The sequence below is a fragment of the Alkalihalobacillus sp. R86527 genome (assembly GCF_042466185.1).
Taxonomy (GTDB): domain Bacteria; phylum Bacillota; class Bacilli; order Bacillales; family Guptibacillaceae; genus Guptibacillus.
Genome location: NZ_JAXHBW010000001.1, coordinates 974,031 through 994,174, shown reverse-complemented (window position 1 = coordinate 994,174; position 20,144 = coordinate 974,031). Strand labels below are relative to the sequence as shown.

18 protein-coding genes are annotated in these 20,144 nt (G+C 39.6%); 1 reads left to right on the top strand and 17 read right to left on the bottom strand.

Annotation, left to right across the window (positions count from 1 at the left end; all coding sequences use genetic code 11):
• Nucleotides 1-64: 64 nt before the first annotated feature.
• The 16 genes from SJY16_RS05065 to SJY16_RS04990 all read right to left on the bottom strand — a co-directional run bounded on the left by SJY16_RS05065 (nucleotide 65) and on the right by SJY16_RS04990 (nucleotide 16,902).
• Nucleotides 65-1,063, bottom strand: coding sequence for an LCP family protein (locus SJY16_RS05065; RefSeq protein WP_377888003.1), 999 nt, complete (start codon nucleotides 1,061-1,063; stop codon nucleotides 65-67).
• 39 nt (nucleotides 1,064-1,102) lie between these two features.
• Nucleotides 1,103-2,467 carry a polysaccharide deacetylase family protein gene (locus SJY16_RS05060; RefSeq protein ID WP_377888002.1) on the bottom strand — a complete coding sequence of 455 codons (1,365 nt, stop codon included), beginning with the start codon at nucleotides 2,465-2,467 and terminating at the stop codon, nucleotides 1,103-1,105.
• Between the two features lie 563 nt (nucleotides 2,468-3,030).
• On the bottom strand, nucleotides 3,031-3,765 hold the full coding sequence (locus SJY16_RS05055; protein WP_377888001.1) for an alpha/beta fold hydrolase: 735 nt from the start codon (nucleotides 3,763-3,765) through the stop codon (nucleotides 3,031-3,033).
• Nucleotides 3,766-3,807: 42 nt separating this feature from the next.
• Nucleotides 3,808-4,374, bottom strand: a complete 567-nt coding sequence (locus SJY16_RS05050; protein ID WP_377888000.1) for an AAA family ATPase — start codon at nucleotides 4,372-4,374, stop codon at nucleotides 3,808-3,810.
• A 524-nt stretch (nucleotides 4,375-4,898) separates the two neighbouring features.
• Nucleotides 4,899-5,822, bottom strand: coding sequence for a ribokinase (gene rbsK, locus SJY16_RS05045; protein WP_377887999.1), 924 nt, complete (start codon nucleotides 5,820-5,822; stop codon nucleotides 4,899-4,901).
• A 9-nt stretch (nucleotides 5,823-5,831) separates the two neighbouring features.
• Nucleotides 5,832-6,785 carry a substrate-binding domain-containing protein gene (locus tag SJY16_RS05040; RefSeq protein WP_377887998.1) on the bottom strand — a complete coding sequence of 318 codons (954 nt, stop codon included), beginning with the start codon at nucleotides 6,783-6,785 and terminating at the stop codon, nucleotides 5,832-5,834.
• Nucleotides 6,786-6,804: 19 nt separating this feature from the next.
• Nucleotides 6,805-7,773, bottom strand: coding sequence for an ABC transporter permease subunit (locus SJY16_RS05035; RefSeq protein ID WP_377887997.1), 969 nt, complete (start codon nucleotides 7,771-7,773; stop codon nucleotides 6,805-6,807).
• On the bottom strand, nucleotides 7,757-9,259 hold the full coding sequence (locus SJY16_RS05030) for a sugar ABC transporter ATP-binding protein (protein WP_377887996.1): 1,503 nt from the start codon (nucleotides 9,257-9,259) through the stop codon (nucleotides 7,757-7,759). The genes SJY16_RS05035 and SJY16_RS05030 overlap by 17 nt, the downstream gene beginning before the upstream one ends.
• Nucleotides 9,260-9,295: 36 nt before the next feature.
• A complete protein-coding gene (gene rbsD / locus SJY16_RS05025; RefSeq protein ID WP_377887995.1) occupies nucleotides 9,296-9,694 on the bottom strand; it encodes a D-ribose pyranase in 399 nt (132 codons plus the stop codon).
• A 48-nt stretch (nucleotides 9,695-9,742) separates the two neighbouring features.
• Nucleotides 9,743-10,762: a LacI family DNA-binding transcriptional regulator gene (locus SJY16_RS05020; protein ID WP_377887994.1), complete on the bottom strand. Its 1,020-nt coding sequence runs from the start codon at nucleotides 10,760-10,762 to the stop codon at nucleotides 9,743-9,745.
• Nucleotides 10,763-11,170: 408 nt separating this feature from the next.
• Nucleotides 11,171-11,698, bottom strand: a complete 528-nt coding sequence (locus tag SJY16_RS05015) for a chromate transporter (RefSeq protein WP_377892060.1) — start codon at nucleotides 11,696-11,698, stop codon at nucleotides 11,171-11,173.
• Complete coding sequence (locus SJY16_RS05010; RefSeq protein WP_377887993.1) at nucleotides 11,698-12,264, bottom strand: chromate transporter; 567 nt, start codon at nucleotides 12,262-12,264, stop codon at nucleotides 11,698-11,700. Before SJY16_RS05010 ends, SJY16_RS05015 begins: the two co-directional genes overlap by 1 nt.
• A 24-nt stretch (nucleotides 12,265-12,288) precedes the next feature.
• Nucleotides 12,289-13,902, bottom strand: coding sequence for a gamma-glutamyltransferase (gene ggt / locus SJY16_RS05005; RefSeq protein WP_377887992.1), 1,614 nt, complete (start codon nucleotides 13,900-13,902; stop codon nucleotides 12,289-12,291).
• Between the two features lie 12 nt (nucleotides 13,903-13,914).
• Nucleotides 13,915-15,417, bottom strand: coding sequence for a tripartite tricarboxylate transporter permease (locus tag SJY16_RS05000; RefSeq protein WP_377887991.1), 1,503 nt, complete (start codon nucleotides 15,415-15,417; stop codon nucleotides 13,915-13,917).
• Nucleotides 15,418-15,429: 12 nt separating this feature from the next.
• Nucleotides 15,430-15,915, bottom strand: a complete 486-nt coding sequence (locus SJY16_RS04995) for a tripartite tricarboxylate transporter TctB family protein (protein ID WP_377887990.1) — start codon at nucleotides 15,913-15,915, stop codon at nucleotides 15,430-15,432.
• Between the two features lie 15 nt (nucleotides 15,916-15,930).
• Nucleotides 15,931-16,902, bottom strand: a complete 972-nt coding sequence (locus SJY16_RS04990; protein ID WP_377887989.1) for a tripartite tricarboxylate transporter substrate binding protein — start codon at nucleotides 16,900-16,902, stop codon at nucleotides 15,931-15,933.
• A gap of 240 nt (nucleotides 16,903-17,142) precedes the next feature.
• Between SJY16_RS04990 and SJY16_RS04985 the strand changes: the two genes are divergently transcribed.
• Nucleotides 17,143-17,592 carry an Lrp/AsnC family transcriptional regulator gene (locus SJY16_RS04985; RefSeq protein ID WP_377892059.1) on the top strand — a complete coding sequence of 150 codons (450 nt, stop codon included), beginning with the start codon at nucleotides 17,143-17,145 and terminating at the stop codon, nucleotides 17,590-17,592.
• A gap of 822 nt (nucleotides 17,593-18,414) precedes the next feature.
• On the opposite strand, the gene betA is transcribed toward SJY16_RS04985, so the two are convergent.
• Nucleotides 18,415-20,097: a choline dehydrogenase gene (betA, locus tag SJY16_RS04980; protein ID WP_377887988.1), complete on the bottom strand. Its 1,683-nt coding sequence runs from the start codon at nucleotides 20,095-20,097 to the stop codon at nucleotides 18,415-18,417.
• Nucleotides 20,098-20,144: the final 47 nt, after the last annotated feature.

The following is a 20,144-nucleotide window of genomic DNA, read 5'->3' as shown; positions in this document are numbered from 1 at the left end:
GAGGCGTAATTGCCTTTCCAAGCTCTTTTTCATTTCATTGATTTTGAAACTTACTATGGATGTATCATGATAAATTCAGAGAATCTTTTAATTCTTCCTTCAAAATATCTAGTTGACTGGGATCTGGTATAAAGTATGAAGGGCCGGCTACATCAGGGGTAGTTCCTTGGATTTCCTTTGTTTCAATAGATTTTGAGCCTAGTGATGGGAACGTCCTCTGAAGGGCAAGTATTTCCCCAGGTTTCAAATTTGTTTCAACATTCTCTTTCAACACATTTGAAATCTTATTAATCTCAAAAATCGTGCCTGCTGATTTCACTTCATCAACAGTCGCTTTAATAAACTGCCTCTGCCGTTCATCTCTTGAATATACAGTATTGATATCACGCTTCCTCATCCTCACAAAGGCAAGCGCTTCTTCGCCATCCATTTCTCTTACCCCTTCCTCGAAATAAACCCGTTCGTTCGAATAGAAGTTCTCTTCCCAGAAAGGATATTTCACATCTACCTTCACTCCGCCTATCGCGTCAACAATATCATGAAATCCTTCAAAATCAACGGCAACATATTTATCTATTGGAATATTTAATAAATCTTCTACTGTTTCTACAGCTAGGGTTTGAGCTCCGTAATCACTAAGATAACCGTAAGTATAAGCAGCGTTTATTTTATGACTACCTGCGTACTCATCGCCGACCTTTTCTCCAGAAATATCAACTTTCGTATCTCTAGGAATGGTTGTCATAGTGACAGCCTTTGAGTCAGGATCGAGGGTTAACACAACTTGGGTATCCGCTCGTCCACCCTTTCCATCTGAAGAATAATTTTCAATTCCAAGAAGCAGAATCGAGATTGGCTCATTTCCTATGTCTACCTTTGTATCTCTTAATTCCGAGATACCATCTGCACGATCTAGTTCACTATAAGATTGCTTCGCTGTCTGATATACCTGGAAAGCTAAATAAACACCAACACTTAGGGTTATTAAAAGAAAAATAGAAATTCCGATCCGTATTTTCCGTTTAAGTTTTTTTCGTCTTCTATGCTTGAATCTGTTTTTCATGTCTTTCTCCTTTTATCATTCAATTAAGCTTAGATTAGTTTAGGTCGTCCCATAATAAGGCCCTACACTAAACTTTTCTTGGATAGAAAGCAATTGAGAAACTGTTAAAAAATGATAGCCTTCTTCTTCAAGAGCAGTCAAGATCGTTGGTAAAGCATCCGCTGTTGTTGGGTGAACATCATGTAATAGAATAATAGACCCGGGTACAACTTCCCTTTGAACCACCTTGTTAATCGCTTCAACGTTTTTGCTTTTCCAATCTAATGAGTCCACTGACCATAGAACAAGGGAAGAACCGTTATCCTTAGCAACCTCTTCAACTTCTTTATTAATTGCCCCATAAGGAGGACGTATGATGATAGGAGTTTGACCAGTTGCATCCTGTATCTTCTTGCTGGCTTTCTGAACTTCATTCACCAATTGTGGCTTTCCTATTTTCGTTAGATTTATATGATCATCTGTATGGTTCCCTATTTCATGGCCAGCTTCAGCCACCTCCTCAGCAAGAGAAGGATAGCTCTCTACCTGTTTTCCTAGCATAAAAAAAGTAGCTTTTGCCTCATGGTCGTTGAGAGTTTTGAGCACCCTTGGCGTTACTTCACGGCTAGGCCCGTCATCAAAAGTAAGCGCAACATATTTTTCTCCAACAATTCCATCATTGTACTTTTGAATATCGGCGCTTATTACGTTAAGCGGTACATCGACTTTGAGAGTTCCACTATTATTTTTCGTGAGGCTCGATTTTTCGAAATATAGCGTAAGACGATCTTTGTTAATCAACCAATCCCAAGAATTTGGATCTTTTAAAGCTTCATTTACCTTTTGGTCTAGTAGATCGACTTTGAGCGCTTCATTCTTCTGAAATTGTTCTCTAACGCTAGAACGAACCTTGTTTAAAGGCTTTTCACTAGTATTCAAGAAATCCGTTAGTTTTATAATTCTATTATTCGAGTCAATCGCAAATGTTTTTATATGTGTTTCGCCAGTCACCGTTTTTACTAATCGATAAGAGTTGAAAATCAAATGATATGTATCATTCGTTCCTTGTTTAACATCTGCTTGAATCGTTAAATGTGCACGGTATCCGTCTCCGAGATTACCTTTTTGTGATTCAACTTCTGATAAAAATGACTCTTTCTGTTCCGTAATCCACACTGAAATAGCTTCGTTTACTGTTGAGTCTTCAATAACAGGTGTGTTGATGATCATTGTGTACAGGTCTGTATTTTCCGTTGCTTCCTCAAAGGTTATACTAGATACTTCTAACTCATTAGCTTGTTCTTTCTTTTTTTCAATAGTATTAACCAGCCAATTACCAGTACCTATGATGATCAAAACGCCTATCAAAATAAGTACCAACCATCCCGGCCATTTTATTCGACTAAAAGGTAATCTTCTCAACATCCTTTGTCATCCCTTTTCATATTTATAAAGGTGGAGATGTGTTAGAGAAACACTAACGTGCTCCTCAATGTAACAGTGGTCAAACTCACAAGAAATTCAGGTTACATTCCTTCAAGATGAAATTTCTTATACCTTTGAAGTTCCTTGAATACCTAAAAATTCCAGTTCAACGTTACAATTATTTCAAAATTATGCAAATAAATCAATATTCATTTAATAAAAGGCTCTTTTTCGTAAACATTACAGCTCTAAGAGGAGCACGGGGCGAGCGCTCCAGTCATTCCAGTGTGTTTCTCTATAAAAAAATTCTTTTGAAAACAACAATATTTGAGAAAAGAGCCTAATAAAAAGAAGCCTATCAAACGAATGATAAGCTCCTATGATGCAAGCTCGAAACTCGAAAATGACGAACTACTTTTCCTTTTCAATCTCTTCGCTTACTTTATATAAGCTGCCATAATTAACTTCTCATACTCTTGAAATTAGTCGTCCACGTTCATTCGAACTTCATTTTTGTTTTTCTTTTATCATTAAGATTTAAAAGCATCTCATAACCAAAGTGATTAATTCTCTTCAAATGGCTCTAATAGTCTTTTTATTGCATCTATAACTATTAATGGTTCATCATCTTGTATGTAATGAGCACTATTCTCAGCAATGATTCGTTCACTATTAGAGGAAATTTGAAGAGTCTCCTCTTGCAAAAGGTTCCATAATTTTTGTGATTCATCCGAATAGTAATCTTTTTTTCCTGCTGAAAGAACAATTAATGGAACGCTCAATCGCATTTTGTATTCCTTTAATTGACGTAAACTCTCACCAAACTCATCATAATTACCTTCTAAGGTGAATTGATTGTTATAGGCTTCTTGAAATTCTTCTGACATAGTAGGAAGAAACCTTTCTCTATAATCCTCAGGAGTAGCGTCCACTAATAGTAATCCACTAACATCATCTGGAAATATACTGGCATACAATCTTACGTTAACTCCACCAAAGGAATGTCCAACTAATAGATAGGGAGGAGTCATACGCATTTTCTCGAGGAGTTCCTTTAGTTCTCTTACCATCTCTAAGCTAGTTCTTGGGTTAGAGCTTGCTTCACTTTTTCCTAAACCTGCTCTATCATAAACAAGCACTTCTGTTAACGAAGCAACTTCAGAAACGATTGATTTCCATCCTTTTGAATAATCTCCATATCCCGCGTCCATAACAACTGTCGGTTTGATGCTTTTCGTACCAATCAATTTAGCAAAAATTTTAGCATCATTTACTGTTATAAATGTCTCCATAGTCATCGAACCACTTCCTAATTTCCTTTGAATTCCAATCTTAAATTCTTACCTTTTTTGTGCAATACTAATAATTTTTTGAATAACAGAATCGACTTGCTCGTTGTCTGTTATCACAAAAAGGTGATCCGCTTCATCCTCTACCGGATCGACTACATCTTCTTTTAGAGAATCAGCTTGTTGGGAAACAAGCACTTCTTCAAAATTAGAATAGTCTCCTCTAACTATATTTGTGCTACGTTGACTTTGTCTCACCCGATTCATTAGTACATCATCTGGAATATTAAAATGGACGATAATGCGATAAAAATCATTTCTATTAAACAACTCTTCTAGTAGATAGAAGCGACCTTTCCGGCTACGATTTGAGTTACATACGATAAGGTGATAATCAGAGTGCTTTATTGCATAATCTACAATCAGCTTTGAGAGGGCATGCTTGAGGGTATTAGGTCCCTCTTTCGGTTGTAGCTGCTTATAAAAACGGTTTATAAACTCCGCTTGATTATCTTGATCCATCACCAAAGATTTTTTCAACTTTTTTTCTAAAGCTTTTGCAAATGTAGTTTTACCACTATGGGTTTTACCTACCGTCGTAATCGCTAATCTCTTCATGACTACAGCTCCATTTTCGAAAAAAGTGTTAAATTAAATTCCAGTTTGTAGGGAAACCATGGTCATTGAGCTCCCCCTACCGTAGGAGAACACAGATTGCTTTCCTGCGGACGAACGCCCAGAGTCATGCTGTATTGACTCCTACTAAGTTGCAATCAATACAAACTTTCCGACCGATTATGATCTATGTAGGCATGTGCTTTCATTCTCTATCCGATGTTTTAGTAGCTTTGTTTTTTCTCGTAATCATTCATTTAAATGTAGATTGGAGCGGAAATCACCACCATAACCATGAAAGATGGTCCTTAAGACTTTCTCGACACTCTGAAGTTAAATTCTTTAAAGCTTTTAGATACATAAGTCTTTAAGAAAGCTAATTCTTCTGTATTCACTTTCTTATTCGCTTTCAATTTTAACATATATAACCAGTTTGAATTTTTTTCTCATCTCCTAAACACTAGGGAACAGTAATATAGGAGGCATACCAGAAAACCCTCTTGCTATCGCAAGAGGGCTCAATATATCTACGCTTTAACACGTTGTAGAAAATTATCAACTTCATCTTTCTGTGGCATCGCTGGCGCCGTACCGAGTTTTGTTACTGAAAGAGCAGCAACTGCATTTGCTCTGTAAACAGCATCGTCAAGTGAATACCCTTCTGCAATAAACGTTGCAAATGCACCGTTAAATGCATCTCCCGCTCCAGTTGTATCGATTGCTTCAACTGCAAAGCCTGGGATGGTACGCCCATCTTTCCCATCGTACACATAGCACCCTTTTTTTCCTAGCGTGATGAGGACGTTAGGAATTCCTTTATCCGATAATGCTAACGCTGCTTCATGAACTGATTTCTCATCCACAATGTTAACACCCGTTAGAAATTCTGCTTCTGTCTCATTCGGGGTAATATAGGAAACCTTGGATAATGATTCTTGATCAAGCTCCTGATACGGAGCTGGGTTCAAAATAATAGGTTTGGACATATCATTCGCTAATGTAATCGTGCTTTCGATTGCTTCTAGAGACGTTTCAAGCTGAACGAGAACGATATCTGCATCTGCGAAAGACTGTTGAGCCTGAATCACATCGTCTCTACTTAGCTTTCCACAAGCTCCAAGTGCGACCACAATCATATTTTCACTCTCAGTATCAACTGCAATTAATGCAGCGCCAGTCGCTTCTGTTTCATGAGTTGTGACATGACTTGTGATAATTCTTTCATTCTCAAAATTACGGATGGCATCTTCACCAAAGAGATCTTTTCCTACTTTCGTAACCATCGTGACGTTTGCTCCCTGGCGAGCGGCGGAAACAGCTTGGTTTCCACCTTTTCCACCAGGTCCCATCCGGAAAGGACCGCCGAGTACGGTCTCACCGGGTTTTGGCATATGAGGGGTGCGACTCATCAAGTCGACCACATAGCTCCCAACCACCACTACATTCACCATGCGTTCCACCTACCTTGTTTTTACTTCATCTACATTGTCTTTTGTAACGAGTGTATTTTCTAGAAGAATCATCTCTTCAACAGACTCACCGTCCATTACTTTAATCGCTGTTTTTACACTGTCGCGACCAAGGAAATATGGTGGTTCTGCGATCGTTGCACTCATGCGTCCTTCGCGGATAGCGTCTTGAGCAGGATCGATTGCATCCGTACCGATTAATTTGATTTCATCCAAACGTCCAGCTGCATCGATTGCGGAAAGTGCGCCCATTGCCATTTCATCATTTGCTGCATAAACAGCATCGATGTCTTTGTTTGCTTGAAGGATATCTTCCATAACTGTTAATGCTTCACCACGGTCAAAGTTAGCGGATTGTTTAGCAATAATTTCAATATCTTCCACATCACCCATATAATCATTAAAACCTTTGCTGCGATCACGACCAACATTTGTGCCAAGAATACCCTGGATTTCAACTACTTTTCCTGAGCCATTCAATTCTTCATCCAAATATGTTGCTGCGATTGTTCCAGACTTCAGGGCATCGAAACCGATGTGAGAAACAACTTCTCCACCGTTCGCTTGGCGGTCAACTGTAATAACCGGTACATCTTTATCATTTGCTAGTTTCACAGCCTGGGCCACAGCATCACTATCAACCGGATTCAGAATAAGAAGATCTAGATCCTGTTGAAGAAGGTTCTCTACTTCAGACATTTGCTTTCCTGGGTCGCCTTGTGAATCACTGACGATCAAGTTAATGCCTTCTGCTTTCGCTGTTTCCTCTGCACCTTCTTTTAAATCAACGAAAAATGGGTTGTTCAACGTGTTCATCGCAAGACCTACTTTGTATGCGTCTGGATCTACATCTCCACCGTCACCACTTGTTCCTTCGTTTCCACTACATGCTGCCAAAGCTGCGATCAACAAACCTACTAGTACCAATCCAAACCATTTTTTCATCTTTTCATTCCCCGCTTCCTTATTTTTTTATTTTGGCTAATTTACTATCTACCAGAACAGCGACCAGAATAACGATACCTTTTGCGATATCCTGATAGAACGGTGACACGTTCATAAGATTTAAGATGTTATCAAGGACACCCATGATCAGAGCTCCTATCAACGTTCCTGTCACGCCACCTTTACCACCAGTTAATCGTGTACCCCCGATAATAACGGCTGCGATTGCATCTAGTTCGATGCCCATTCCGGCATTAGGCTGTGCAGACATCAACCGTGACGTGTAGATCAAAGCTGATACAGATGAGAAGAGACCAGCTAACGCGTATACAATAATTTTCACTCGGTTGACCGGAATTCCAGCTAAACGAGTCGCCTCTTCATTTCCACCAATCGCATAAATATAACGGCCAAATGTTGTATGTTTTAACACCCAATACATGATGATGAAAATTACGATCATCAACACGATTGGGAACGGGATACCTGCGATCGATCCTCCTCCAATGAAACGGAAGCCAGGATCACTAATAACAATAGGATTACCTTGTGTATAAACGAGGGTCATTCCTCTTGCAATAACCATGACTGCGAGAGTCGCAATAAAGGATGGAACACCCCCAATGGCAACAATCAAGCCATTCGCAGCCCCCATAAGGAGACCGATTACCATACATAAAAGGATAGCGATTGGGAACGACACTCCTGAAGTAATAACGCCTGCTGCTACTGCCCCAGTAAATGCCATAACAGAACCTACAGATAAATCGATTCCTGCAGTCAAGATAACAAGGGTCATACCGACTGAGATAATTGCTACAATCGAGACCTGCCTTAATACATTCAGCAAGTTGCTCATGGTGAAGAAGGCATCTGATAACAAGCTTGCAACGAGTATAAGTGCTAGAAAGATGATTAAAACGCGGTATTTATCGAGTAGAAATAGTGTATTGATCCATGTTGACTTCTCTTCAGCTTGTTTTCCCATGGTCATCCCCCCTGGTTGCATAATAAAATATCTTTTCCTGTGTAGCTTCTTCTACATCAAGTTCACCTGTGATGCGTCCTTCGTTCATCACGATAATGCGATTCGCCATTCCAAGAAGTTCTGGCATTTCGGATGAAATCAAGATCACCGATATCCCCTCTTCCGTTAAATCGTGAATGATTTTATAGATCTCCGTTTTTGCTCCGATATCGATTCCACGTGTTGGTTCATTTAAGATTAATAGGTTAGGATTCATCTGCAACCATTTGCCTAGGACAACTTTTTGCTGGTTACCCCCGCTTAGCGTATTCACCTCAACGTTAGGAGCATGCACCTTGATCCTCAAATCCTTAATCCACTTTGATACGATGGAATCCATTTGCGTCTTCTTCAAAATACCTGTGCGTGAAATGCGACGGTAAAACGGCAATAGCAAGTTCTCATAAACAGAAAGATCTAAAATAACCCCTTCGCTTTTTCGGTCATCTGTTACGAGTGCAATCCCAGCATCAATGGCTTCCTTCGGTGTCGTCACTTTTTGATTCATCATCGTGACTGAACCAGTCTGATGTTTATGTAAACCGAACAGCGCTTTGGATAATTCTGATTTTCCAGATCCCATCAACCCTGCTACCCCAAGCACTTCTCCTTTTCGAACCGTGAGCGATACATCGTAAAGTCCCTCTCGTATACTTAAGTTCTTAACCTGTAACACCTCATCATCCGACGGGATCGTTCGCTCTGGGAATAAATCTGTAATATCTCGACCTACCATCATCGAAACCATGTCATCTTTTGAAACGTTAGCTACTGCTTCTGATCCTATGTACTCTCCGTCACGAAGTACTACGATACGGTCAGCTACGATGGAAACTTCTTCGAGCCGATGTGTAATGAAGATGATACCGAGCCCCTCTTCAGCAAGCGCTTTCATAAGATTCAAGAGCGTCTGAGTATCTTCGTTGTTAAGGGTTGCCGTAGGCTCGTCCATGATTAAGACACTCGATTTGAACGACAATGCTTTTGCGATTTCAATCAATTGACGTTCAGCGATCGAGCATTCAGAAATCAGCTGCGCAGGATCTAATCTGCTGAGACCGACTTTCTTTAACAGTTCATTCGTTTCTCTATGCATGTCGTTCCAATGAATGATGCCACGAATTTTCTGTTTCTCACGACCTAAGAAAATATTTTCCGCAACCGTTAAATCAGGAATCAGATTAAATTCTTGGTGAATAATACTGACACCTAATTCCTGAGAATGCTTGGGACCATGTATACTCACTGCCTTTTCGCTTAAGTAAATTTCTCCACTTGTAGGTTCATGAACACCCGCTAGGATCTTCATAAGAGTTGATTTACCAGCTCCATTTTCGCCAAGCAGAGCAACGATTTCCCCTTCTTTCACTGAGAGGTTTATCCCTTTTAGAACCTTGATACTACCAAAGGACTTTGTAATGTCACGCATTTCTAGTAAATGACTCATCGAACTCCCCTCCTTTTAACTTTAACAATCTCTTACCTAGTAAACGACTCCACCTACAAGAATGACATTCGCATATGGGGTAAACTCTCCAGACCTAACGAGTCCCCTTGCGTTTTCTGTCTGGCGTTTGAACTCTACATGTGGGACATACTGAATCTCAATGTTTGGAAAACGACTTAGAATGTTATCGTGCATGTCAGGACTAGTCGATCTGATTTCTTCAGCCATAATGACTTTCTCAACTGATAGCTCATTTAACACCGTGTCGAGCAAATCTAGAAACGGAACCTGCCCTTCTTTTAATGCAAAATCAACTTTCGTTCCAACTGTTTCTGGTAACGGCAGCCCAGCATCCGTAACCACTACTGTGTCGGTGTGCCCCGTTTCTGCAATCAATTTCGTTAGCTCTGGATTTAAAATCCCTGTCTTTTTCATGACTTCCTCCTAAAAATGTAAACGTTTAGATTTTTATATAAAAAAATTTCATTTTGGAAATTGACATGATTTTCTTACTTTTAATTTTGGAGTTAATATGTACTGACGCTTCATCTTTGGTTTTTCTTCTTTTGCATTCAATCGATCGAGTAGTAGCTCAAAGGATAATTCTCCAAGTGATCGCATCGGACGGGAAACGGTTGTGAGCTGCGGGTTCAAAAAGGTCGCGATTTCAACATCATCGAAACCGATAAACGATACCTCTTGACCTAGCTTCCAACCAATATCGTTCAATGCTTTCATGCAACCGATCGTCATTAAGTTGTTACTAGAAAAGATAGCGGTAGGTCGATCTTCTAATTCAGAAAACCTTTTAGTTAGGTCATAGCCACTCTGTTCCATAAAGTCTCCATCGCCTATCCATTGTTCTTCCACCTGAATTCCTGCGTCTCTTAACGCCTTGATATAGCCGTTGTATCGTTCTAATCCTGGTGTTGTATCGTGTGGGCCAGAAATGATCGCTATCTTCTTATGACCTTCTTCAATTAAATGTTGAACAGCTTCATAAGCCCCTTCTTGGTTTCCAATTAAGACTGTATCCACATCAAAATTCTTGATTGCTCGGTCAACTGCAACAACAGGAATGTTTGCTTCTACTAACGATGAAATCTGTTCACCACTCTCATCAGCAGTCGTAAGGATGACACCATCAACACCACGTTCGATGAAATGATCGATGATCTTCTTCTCTATCTCTTTTGAACCGCTCGAACTACTGAGCGTTGTAAAATACCCTTGATCGATCGCTTTTCGTTCGATCCCTGCGATAATTTCAGGAAAGAACGGGTTACATATATCAGGAATAATGACACCGATGGTTTTTGTCTCTTTTCGCACCATACTCCGTGCCACTGCGCTTCTTACATATTTTAATTCTTTTATAGCTTCTAAAATACGCTCTTCTGTAGGTTTTCGAACGCCACCCTGTTTGTTGATAACACGGGAAACAGTCGCCACAGAAACTTGAGCAACTCTAGCTACATCTTCGATAGTTGGTTTACGACTCATCGTTTCGCTCCTAAATGTAAACGTTTAGATTTTTGAATAATTAAAAATTAACACAGTTCATAATTGATTACAATGCTTTTTTAAAAGCGCTTTCAAAAAAATCATTACCTTTTCAGTATGAATTAAGGTTACAATCGTTTGATTTTACAGGGAGACTCCAACAAATAGATATAAAAAAACAATGATTGAAAAGTTAATTTCGATCATTGTTTTCTTTAGTTTGTTTTAATTACTTCAAAAGGAGCTTAACAGATTCTCTACTATTTAACGTGAGAAACAACCACTCCTCTTTTGTTAAGAGAAGTGGTTGATTAAAGATCCTATTTCGCAATTTTTTGAGTCACATAATCAAAAGCTTCCTAATGATCAAAGATCTTTATATTATCGATCATTTCAATAAAGGCAACTCTATAGTAAAAATCCACCATATACCAATGCCCCTACGATAACGAAAGCTGGGTGTACCCTCACCTGTTCCAATAATACGTAACTGACAACAAGTAATAGTAAGGTTTGCCATAAACCGATTCCAATGTATGATTCTAAAAAGAACCTCCACGCCATTACACCAAGCAATACCGCTATTACAGGTCGCACGTAAAGTGTCATCCGTTTGACTTTGGGAGAATCCTTATATTTAAAGAGAATACCTAACAGAAAAATCATCAACATGAGGGAAGGTGCGACAGTAGCGAATACACCAACAATAGCCCCAGGCACACCAGCTACATCGTATCCGATGTAGCCTGCCATTTTAGTTGCAATTGGTCCTGGTAATGAATTTCCAAGTGCAAGAACTTCACTAAATTCTTGAACGTTCATCCATTTATTATGTTGAACGACTTCATTTTCTACTAGTGGGATAGACGATGGTCCCCCTCCATATCCTAATATGCCAGGAATGAAAAAAGCTACGAAAATTTTCCAATAGATCATCATGAATTTACCTCTTTTTGTATTTGCTGCTTCCTATCCTTCTGGATGATGGCGCTCGCTAAAAGAACAGCTATCATAATACCAGGATGGATACCGATTACTTCTAATACGATCATGATGATGACAGACATTGTTATCGTTTTGATCCATCCCATCCCTTTACCGGACTTCTCTATAAATTGCCAAGTTAATACTGCAAGCATCACACCTACTACCGGAATAACAGCTGCAGTCATGCCCTGTACCCAATCAAATTCTTTGATATTTGACAACGAAGTAAGCAAAAGAATCGCTAGAAATATAGTCGGTGTAATCGTTGCTAGGACGCCATTTATCATTCCCCAGAAGCCTTTTATCCTAAAGCCGATGTAACCAGCAAGTTTAGTTGCAATAGGCCCTGGCAACGTATTTCCAAGTGCTAAAATGTCTCCAAATTCTTCAGCTGTTACCCACTTGTATTTATCGACTACTTCTTTATGAATAAGCGGAATCGAACCTGGTCCACCTCCGTAGCCAAGCATTCCAACTCTAAAGAACGCTATAAATAAATTCCAATGTGCATTCATAGAAGATTGGCTCCTTATTATTTATTACCAACAAGCCGTAGTTCCGTCAGTTCTAGACTCTGTTCCACCTACAAGTACTCCTGAGCGGGGGTCTCGCCAAATAATTTGCCCGCGACCAAAGCTATTAGGTTCTAATTGAATAGAGATATCATGTCCTTTTTCCGCTAATTCTTGTGCAATGTGATGGGGAAATGTGTTTTCTACCTCTACTTTTTTATCCTTTATCCACTGCCATCTCGGTGCATCAAGGGCTGCTTGTGGATTTAATCCGAAATCAATCGTATTCATGACGACTTGAACATGACCTTGAGGTTGCATAAATCCTCCCATAACTCCGAATGGACCTACTGGCTGATCGTCTTTAGTTAAGAAACCTGGAATAATGGTGTGATAGGTTTTTTTACCACCTTCAAGAGCGTTCACGTGTTTACGGTCCATCGAAAAGTTATGGCCCCTGTTCTGTAGTGCGATTCCAGTACCCGGAACGACTAGACCAGAGCCGAACCCCATATAATTACTTTGAATAAAGGAAACCATATTACCTTCTGAATCCGCTGCAGCTAGATAAACCGTTCCACTCATTACGGGATCACCTGCTTCAGGTAATAATGCTTCTTCATTAATTAGACTTCTTCTTTCCTCTGCATACGTGTCGCTTAATAGTTCTTCTGTTGCATGCTTCATCCGCTGTTCTTCTGTAATATGTTTTTCACCATCTGCAAAAGAAAGCTTCATAGCTTCTATTTGTTTGTGGTAAGTATTAATCGAATCTTTCGCAACGAATTCGAATCCCTTTAATATATTTAATGCCTGTAATGCAATTAAACCTTGCCCATTTGGTGGAATCTCCCAAACATCATATCCGCGATAATTAGTACGAATTGGATCAACCCATTCAGGTTGAAAATCAGCTAAATCTTCTGCTGTCATATAGCCTTTATTTTGTTCTGAAAAGGAAACAATTTTCTCAGCAAGCTCTCCTCGGTAAAAAGACTCAGCATTCGTTTTTCCAATGGAACGTAATGTTTCTGCATGATCGTGTGAAGACCATACTTCACCCACTTCTGGAGCTCTTCCTTTTGGCGCAAAGGTATTGAACCATTCAGAAAATAAATCTCCATCTAAACCTTCTTTAAAATTCTGAAAAGCTTTCCCCCAAAACTTTCCTAAAGTCGGGGATACCGGGAAACCCTCTTCCGCATAATGGACAGCGGGCTCGAGAACCTCTTCTAAAGGAAGTTTTCCAAATCGTTTAGATAACTCCGCCCATGCCCCAGGTGCCCCAGGAACAGTGACAGGTACCCAGCCATATTTAGGAATTTCTTCGTACCCTGCCTCTTCAAGTGCATCGATAGAAATTCCTTTTGGAGAACGTCCACTCGCATTTAAACCATGCAGCTTTCCTTTTGTCCATACCAACGCAAATGCATCACCTCCAATACCATTGGAGGTAGGTTCTACCACTGTAAGACAAGCTGCGGTTGCAATTGCAGCATCAATTGCATTACCTCCCTTTTTCAAGATATCTAGACCCGCTTGTGATGCAAGAGGTTGTGATGTGGCTACCATTCCATTCTTGGCATAGGTAGCCTTACGTGTTACTGCATAAGGGTAAGAAGTTGAGTTCGTTGTAATCATTTGTTAACACTCCTAGTTGGATTTTTGAATTTGATTGTCTTTTTTGACTTTCATATTGCTGTATATGCCATATCCCATGGACACAATCGAAAGCATTATTAATATTCCAGATATCGGTCGACTAAAGAAGACGGTTATGTCAGAGTTAACTGAAATCGCTTGACGTAAATTCTCTTCAATCATCGGTCCCAAAATAATACCTAGTATAAACGGAGCTAAGGGAAACTTATTTGCCTTCATCCAGTATCCAATAAGCCCAAAAATCAGTAGTACCCATACATCAAATATTCTATTGTTCACTGCAAAGCTACCTAGAACACAAAGCAATAATATTACGGGTATCAGGATGTGATGAGGAACTTGATTGATCTTCAAAAAGAATTTAATGCCATAACTCTGAACGAATAACATTAATATGGCAGCCAGGAAAAACGAGACAAATATTCCATAAACCAATACAGGCTGATTCTCCATAAGTAGTGGCCCTGGTTGTATTCCATGGATTAATAAAGCACCTAACATCATGGCGGTCACGGCATCGCCAGGGATACCAAAGGCGAGCATAGGAACTAAAGATCCTCCGATTGAAGAATTATTAGCTGACTCCGCTGCAATAATACCGTCTTTGTTCCCTTTGCCAAACTCATGTGATTTTTTGGAAAACTTCTTTGCAATATCATAACTTAGTATATTTGCTATACTTCCTCCTGCTGCTGGTAGGATTCCGACGAATGTTCCAACAAAACTAGAACGGAGCACATTCGTCAAGGAAGTCCATAAGTCTTTTATGACACGTGATAATGGGTAACGAACATTGGCCGTACTGCTCACTGGTACAGGCACCGGAGGGTTTTTTATATCATTCATCAATTGTGAAAATGCAAATACTCCGATTAAAACCGGTAGAAAATTAAAACCAGATAAAAGCTCAGATAATCCAAATGTGAATCTCGGGATAGCTGTTAAGGGATCTAATCCAACTAAGGCAAATAAGGTTCCTAACACCCCCGAAATGAGTCCTTTGATCAAGGAACCTTCGCTTAAGCTTGCAATCGCACTTATCCCAAACAACATGAGTGCAAACATTTCCCACGGTCCAAACTTTAATGCCCATTCTGCAAGAATTGGAGCGGTTAGAATAAGAATAATTCCTGATATAATCGATCCAATGAAAGAAGACCACAACCCAATCGCTAAAGCTTTGCCTGCTTCTCCGTTCTTTACCATTGGATAACCATCAAATGTAGTGGCGACGGAGGAAGGTGTACCCGGAATTCCAAAAAGACAAGAGGTGATTAATCCACCGGCACTCCCTCCAACCTGAACCCCCATCATAAGTGCTATGCCATTAACAGGATCCATACTAAAACTGAATGGAAGGGTTAATGCAACGCCCATTGTAATTGTAAAACCAGGAATACTACCAACTATGATTCCAGCGATAACACCGCATAATAAAATCATTATCGTATGAAAATTTATTATGGATTCGAAACTCAACAGAATATTTTCCATCTCTATCCCCCTTTAAAACAACACCCCAGTAGGCAAAAATACTAACAAGAATTTTTGAAAAATAAAGCTAAGCAAATAGGTGACTCCCAAGATCCCTAAGAAAACTTGCCATAGTTTCTTCTTATGAGGAGATAGGAGAAGATACAGTAAAAACAAAAAGGTAACGGACGAAACAAAATAACCAATATAAGGCATCACCAAAATATATAAACCGAAAAGTAGAAACGTTATGATTACTTTCCTATTTTCCTTGATTTTATCTTTTACAGTGATGGTATTGTTTTTGTTTTCTTTTTCCAACTTAAAACTCTGATAAATGCTTTTAATCAATAACAATAAGCTTAAAAACGTGAGCGTAAAGATAATAATATTAGGAAAAAAATCTCCCTCGGTTTTACCTAAACTTCTTTCAGGAATCATTGAAGACCCATAATAAGCTAGTCCACAAAACAATAAAATCACTAGTGAATTAATTAGATCCCTCTTTACACTTAACACTTCCTCGTCCTCCTATTACTCTAATAAACCACTTTTTTCTAGAGAGTTCTTCATTTCTACTTCACTATTTTCCAAGAATGCTTTGTAGTCTTCCGTTCCTTTGAAATTAACCTCACTACCTAATTCTTTCATTCTTTGTTGAAACTCTTCATTTTCCGCCACATTTTCAAGAGCACTATTGAGCTTGTTTACAATCTCTTGAGGCGTATCTTTTGGTGCTACGAGTCCTCTACTTACCGCGGAGGTTACATCGATGCCCTGCTCCTTTAAGGTTGGAACATCCGGAAATTCTTCGCTTCTTTCTTCACCTGTATAACCAAGAGGTTTCATACGATTATCTGTCATATACTCTTTGCCGGCAGCAATTGAAACACTTCCTAAATGAACATCGTTGGCAACAACAGCCTTCATTCTCTTTGCAGTTCCATCGTAACCAACTATATTAAACTCGATATCAGAAGCAGTTTGAATCAATGCTGGTTCTAGTTGGGAAGTGGAACCGATTGAAGCAGCATATGTAATACTTTCTGGGTTTTGCTCTGCATCTTTCACTACTTCCTCCATTGAATCCCAAGGGTTCTCTGGATTAGTTGCAATTAAATCATATGTAGAAGTCATCAATGAAATAGGCTGAAAGTCAAAATAACCAAACTCAGATTGTCCCATCAATTCAGACATAGCTACTGAATCATGAACCGCCAAAAGCGTGTAACCATCAGGTTTTCCATTAAGTACTTCCTGAGCTCCTATCACTCCACTGCCACCGGCGATATTTTTCACGATGACATCTTGATCTAGTTCCTTTTCCAACTCTTGTGCAATCACTCTATTAATCGCATCTGTATCCCCACCTGCATCCCAAGGTACGACAATTTGAACTGCTTTCTTTGGATACGCCGCGACTTGATCTTCCGAACTGCTCTCAGCACTACAAGCTCCCAATAAAAACAAACTTAAAAGCAAACCTACAATTCCACGAATTCTCATCTTCATCCTCCTAAGGGTTATTATTCAAACAATTTTGAATTAACTAACATAATAAGTAATCTATAAAGCATTGTCAACAAAATAATGACAATAGTTAATAAAAATGGGGTAAATACCTTCATATGAATAAGTAATTTAATCATTAACATACATAAAGAAAGAATAGGTATATTTTGTAATACGTTGTGTTTTGATATAATGAATTTAAAGTAATATAAAAAGGAGATAACTATGAAAAATTTGGAGTTTGATCAAATAGATAAGCTGCTTATTCAGGAGCTAGTAGAAGATGGCAGATTGTCTTATGTTGAATTAGCCGAAAAAGTAGGATTATCAAGGGTAGCTGTTAAAGATAGGATAAACAATCTCAAAAATAAGGGGGTCATCGAAAAGTTCACTGTCGTTGTTAACTCTGAAAAGTTTGGACAGAATATTTCTGCCTTTTTTGAAGTAGATGTTGAACCGATGAAACTACAAGAAGTTGCACAAAATCTAGCTGATAATACCAACGTAGCGAGTATTTACCAAATGACAGGACCTAGTACACTTCATATGCATGTATTAGTAGAGGATTTTAGGATGCTCGAGAGTTTTATTAATGAAGAGCTTTATTCTGTTAAGGGAATTACACGTGTGGAGAGTTCCATTATCCTAAAACGATTTAAAAGCAGAAATGGGTATAAATTATAAGTATTGATTATTAATTGAGTTTCATTTATTCTAATTTTCAATAGTGTCTGTAAGTTATAAAAAAGTCTACTCACTATCCCATTAATTAGTGCTCGATATATAATATAAGCACAAAAAAAACCACTTTTTCTAATGAGTATTGGATCATAAGAAAAGTAGTTTCTAAAAAGTGATTATAATGCAAATAGAAAAGTGAAGAAGCATCTCACATTTATAGTAAGTTTAAAATATTGTTTGAATCTGGTGCTTGATTAAAACAGTTAATAGTTTTGTTAACATGAACGGACTATTTGCTTAGAACTGGCTTCTAATAATTCTTTTGCATTCTTAATCGCTACCTTTAAAGTCATTGGTTAATGCGCCTGCTGTTACACTTACCCTAACACCTTTATACAACTGTTCAATTCCTAATCCAACAGGCTCTGATATTATTTCCACCATCACTATCATCATCTTTTTCCAAATATTTAAGACGTACCACTAAACACAACCCACTAATTCTATTAAGCCGTCTTCACAACTTCTTCCCCTCGTTTGAACAAAAAGCATACCGGCAAAACCACATATTCATAATTGGGAAAATATCATGCAAATGGAATAAATTCCACTTGATTGGAAGTCCTCTGAGTGTACTAGGTGAGTATAGTTTAAGCGACCCGCGAGATCACGATGTTATCCGCCGGATGCTCGCTTTCGGTTTGAAGCGTCCTTAAGCAGCTTCACACCTAATAGAACACGATATGAAAACACCCCCGACATTTCAAATGACTTTGTCGGGGGTGTTTTTATGCATTTCTATTAATAACTGATTTCTCTAATCTATTATTCAGTTACAGTTCCTGCATCAGCTGGGTGTACACCATGACGATAGAAGTCTGCATCAATTGGATCCAGCGGCTTACGTCCAAGAATAAGATCCGCTGCCTTTTCTGCTAACATTAATACAGGTGCGTGAATATTGCCGTTCGTCACATAAGGCATTGCAGATGCATCGACCACTCGTAGGTTTTCAACTCCATGAACCTTCATCGTTTCCGGATCAATAACGGCCATCGGATCTGTGGCTGGCCCCATTTTACACGTACATGATGGGTGAAGTGCTGTCTCAGCATCTTCTTTCACCCATTCGAGGATTTCCTCCTCAGTTTGCACAGAAGGACCTGGTGAGATTTCGCCACCATTATATTTCTTCATGGCTGGTTGAGACATAATGTCACGAGTAACTTTAATCGCTTCTACCCACTCACGCTTGTCCTGTTCAGTGGAAAGATAGTTGTACACCATGCTCGGATGTTCTTTCGGATCTTTCGAGCGAATTTTCAATGAGCCGCGGGCATCAGAGTACATCGGTCCGATATGAACTTGGAATCCGTGTTTCGTAGCCGCTTTTTGACCATCGTAACGTACCGCTACAGGAAGGAAATGGAACATTAAGTTCGGATAGTCAACATCCTCGTTTGAACGAACGAATCCTCCACCTTCGAAGTGGTTGGTTGCTGCTGGTCCAGTTCGTCCAAGCATCCACTGCAAGCCAATCCAAGGCATACGCGCTTTACTTAGGTTAGGCTGTTCAGAAACAGGCTCTGGACATGTGTGTTGCACATAAACTTCAAGGTGATCTTGAAGGTTTTCCCCTACACCTGGAAGGTCAACGATCGGTTCGATATCAAGGGAGCGAAGGTGTTCAGCGTCCCCAATTCCTGCTAGTTGAAGCATTTGTGGTGTTGCGATCGCACCGCCTGAAAGAATCACTTCACCTGCTTCAACTTGATGTGTTTTTCCATTTCGGCGATACGTCAATCCTTTGGCACGTTTACCATCGAAGTCGATGCTCGAAACAAAAGATCGTGTTTTAACCGTCAAGTTCTCACGGTCCATAAATGGGTGTAGATAGGCACGTGAAGCAGACAGACGCTGACCTTTGTACACATGCTTATCAAACGGTCCGAATCCTTCCTGACGAAAGCCATTCACATCAGGAGTTCGTGAATAACCAGCTTCTACGCCCGCATTAAAGAAAGCTTGGAATAGTGGGTTTTTAGCTGGTCCGCGTTCTAATTTGATCGGGCCATCATGACCTCGAAGATCATCATCTGGAGATGCTAGAGCATTTTCCAAGCGTTTGAAATATGGAAGACAGTGCGCGAAGTTCCAGCTTTCCATGCCATCGTCAGCACCCCAACGTTCATAGTCCATTGGATTCCCTCTTTGATAGATCATTCCGTTAATGGAACTAGAGCCTCCAAGTACTTTTCCTCTCGCATGCGGGATGCTTCGCCCCTTCATGTATGGCTCAGGGTCTGTTTCGTATTGCCAGTCGTAAAGGTCTTTCCCTGAAGGAAACGGCAAGGCTGCTGGCATTTGAATCAAAAGGTCCCATGAATAATCACTTCGCCCAGCCTCTAATACAAGCACACTTTTCTTTCCATCTTCACTTAGACGGTTGCCGAGTACAGAACCCGCACTTCCGCCACCAACGATTACGTAATCATATGATTCAGTCATACACTGTTCCTCCTTGATGTTGAATAGGAAAAAAGGTGTGCAGACAA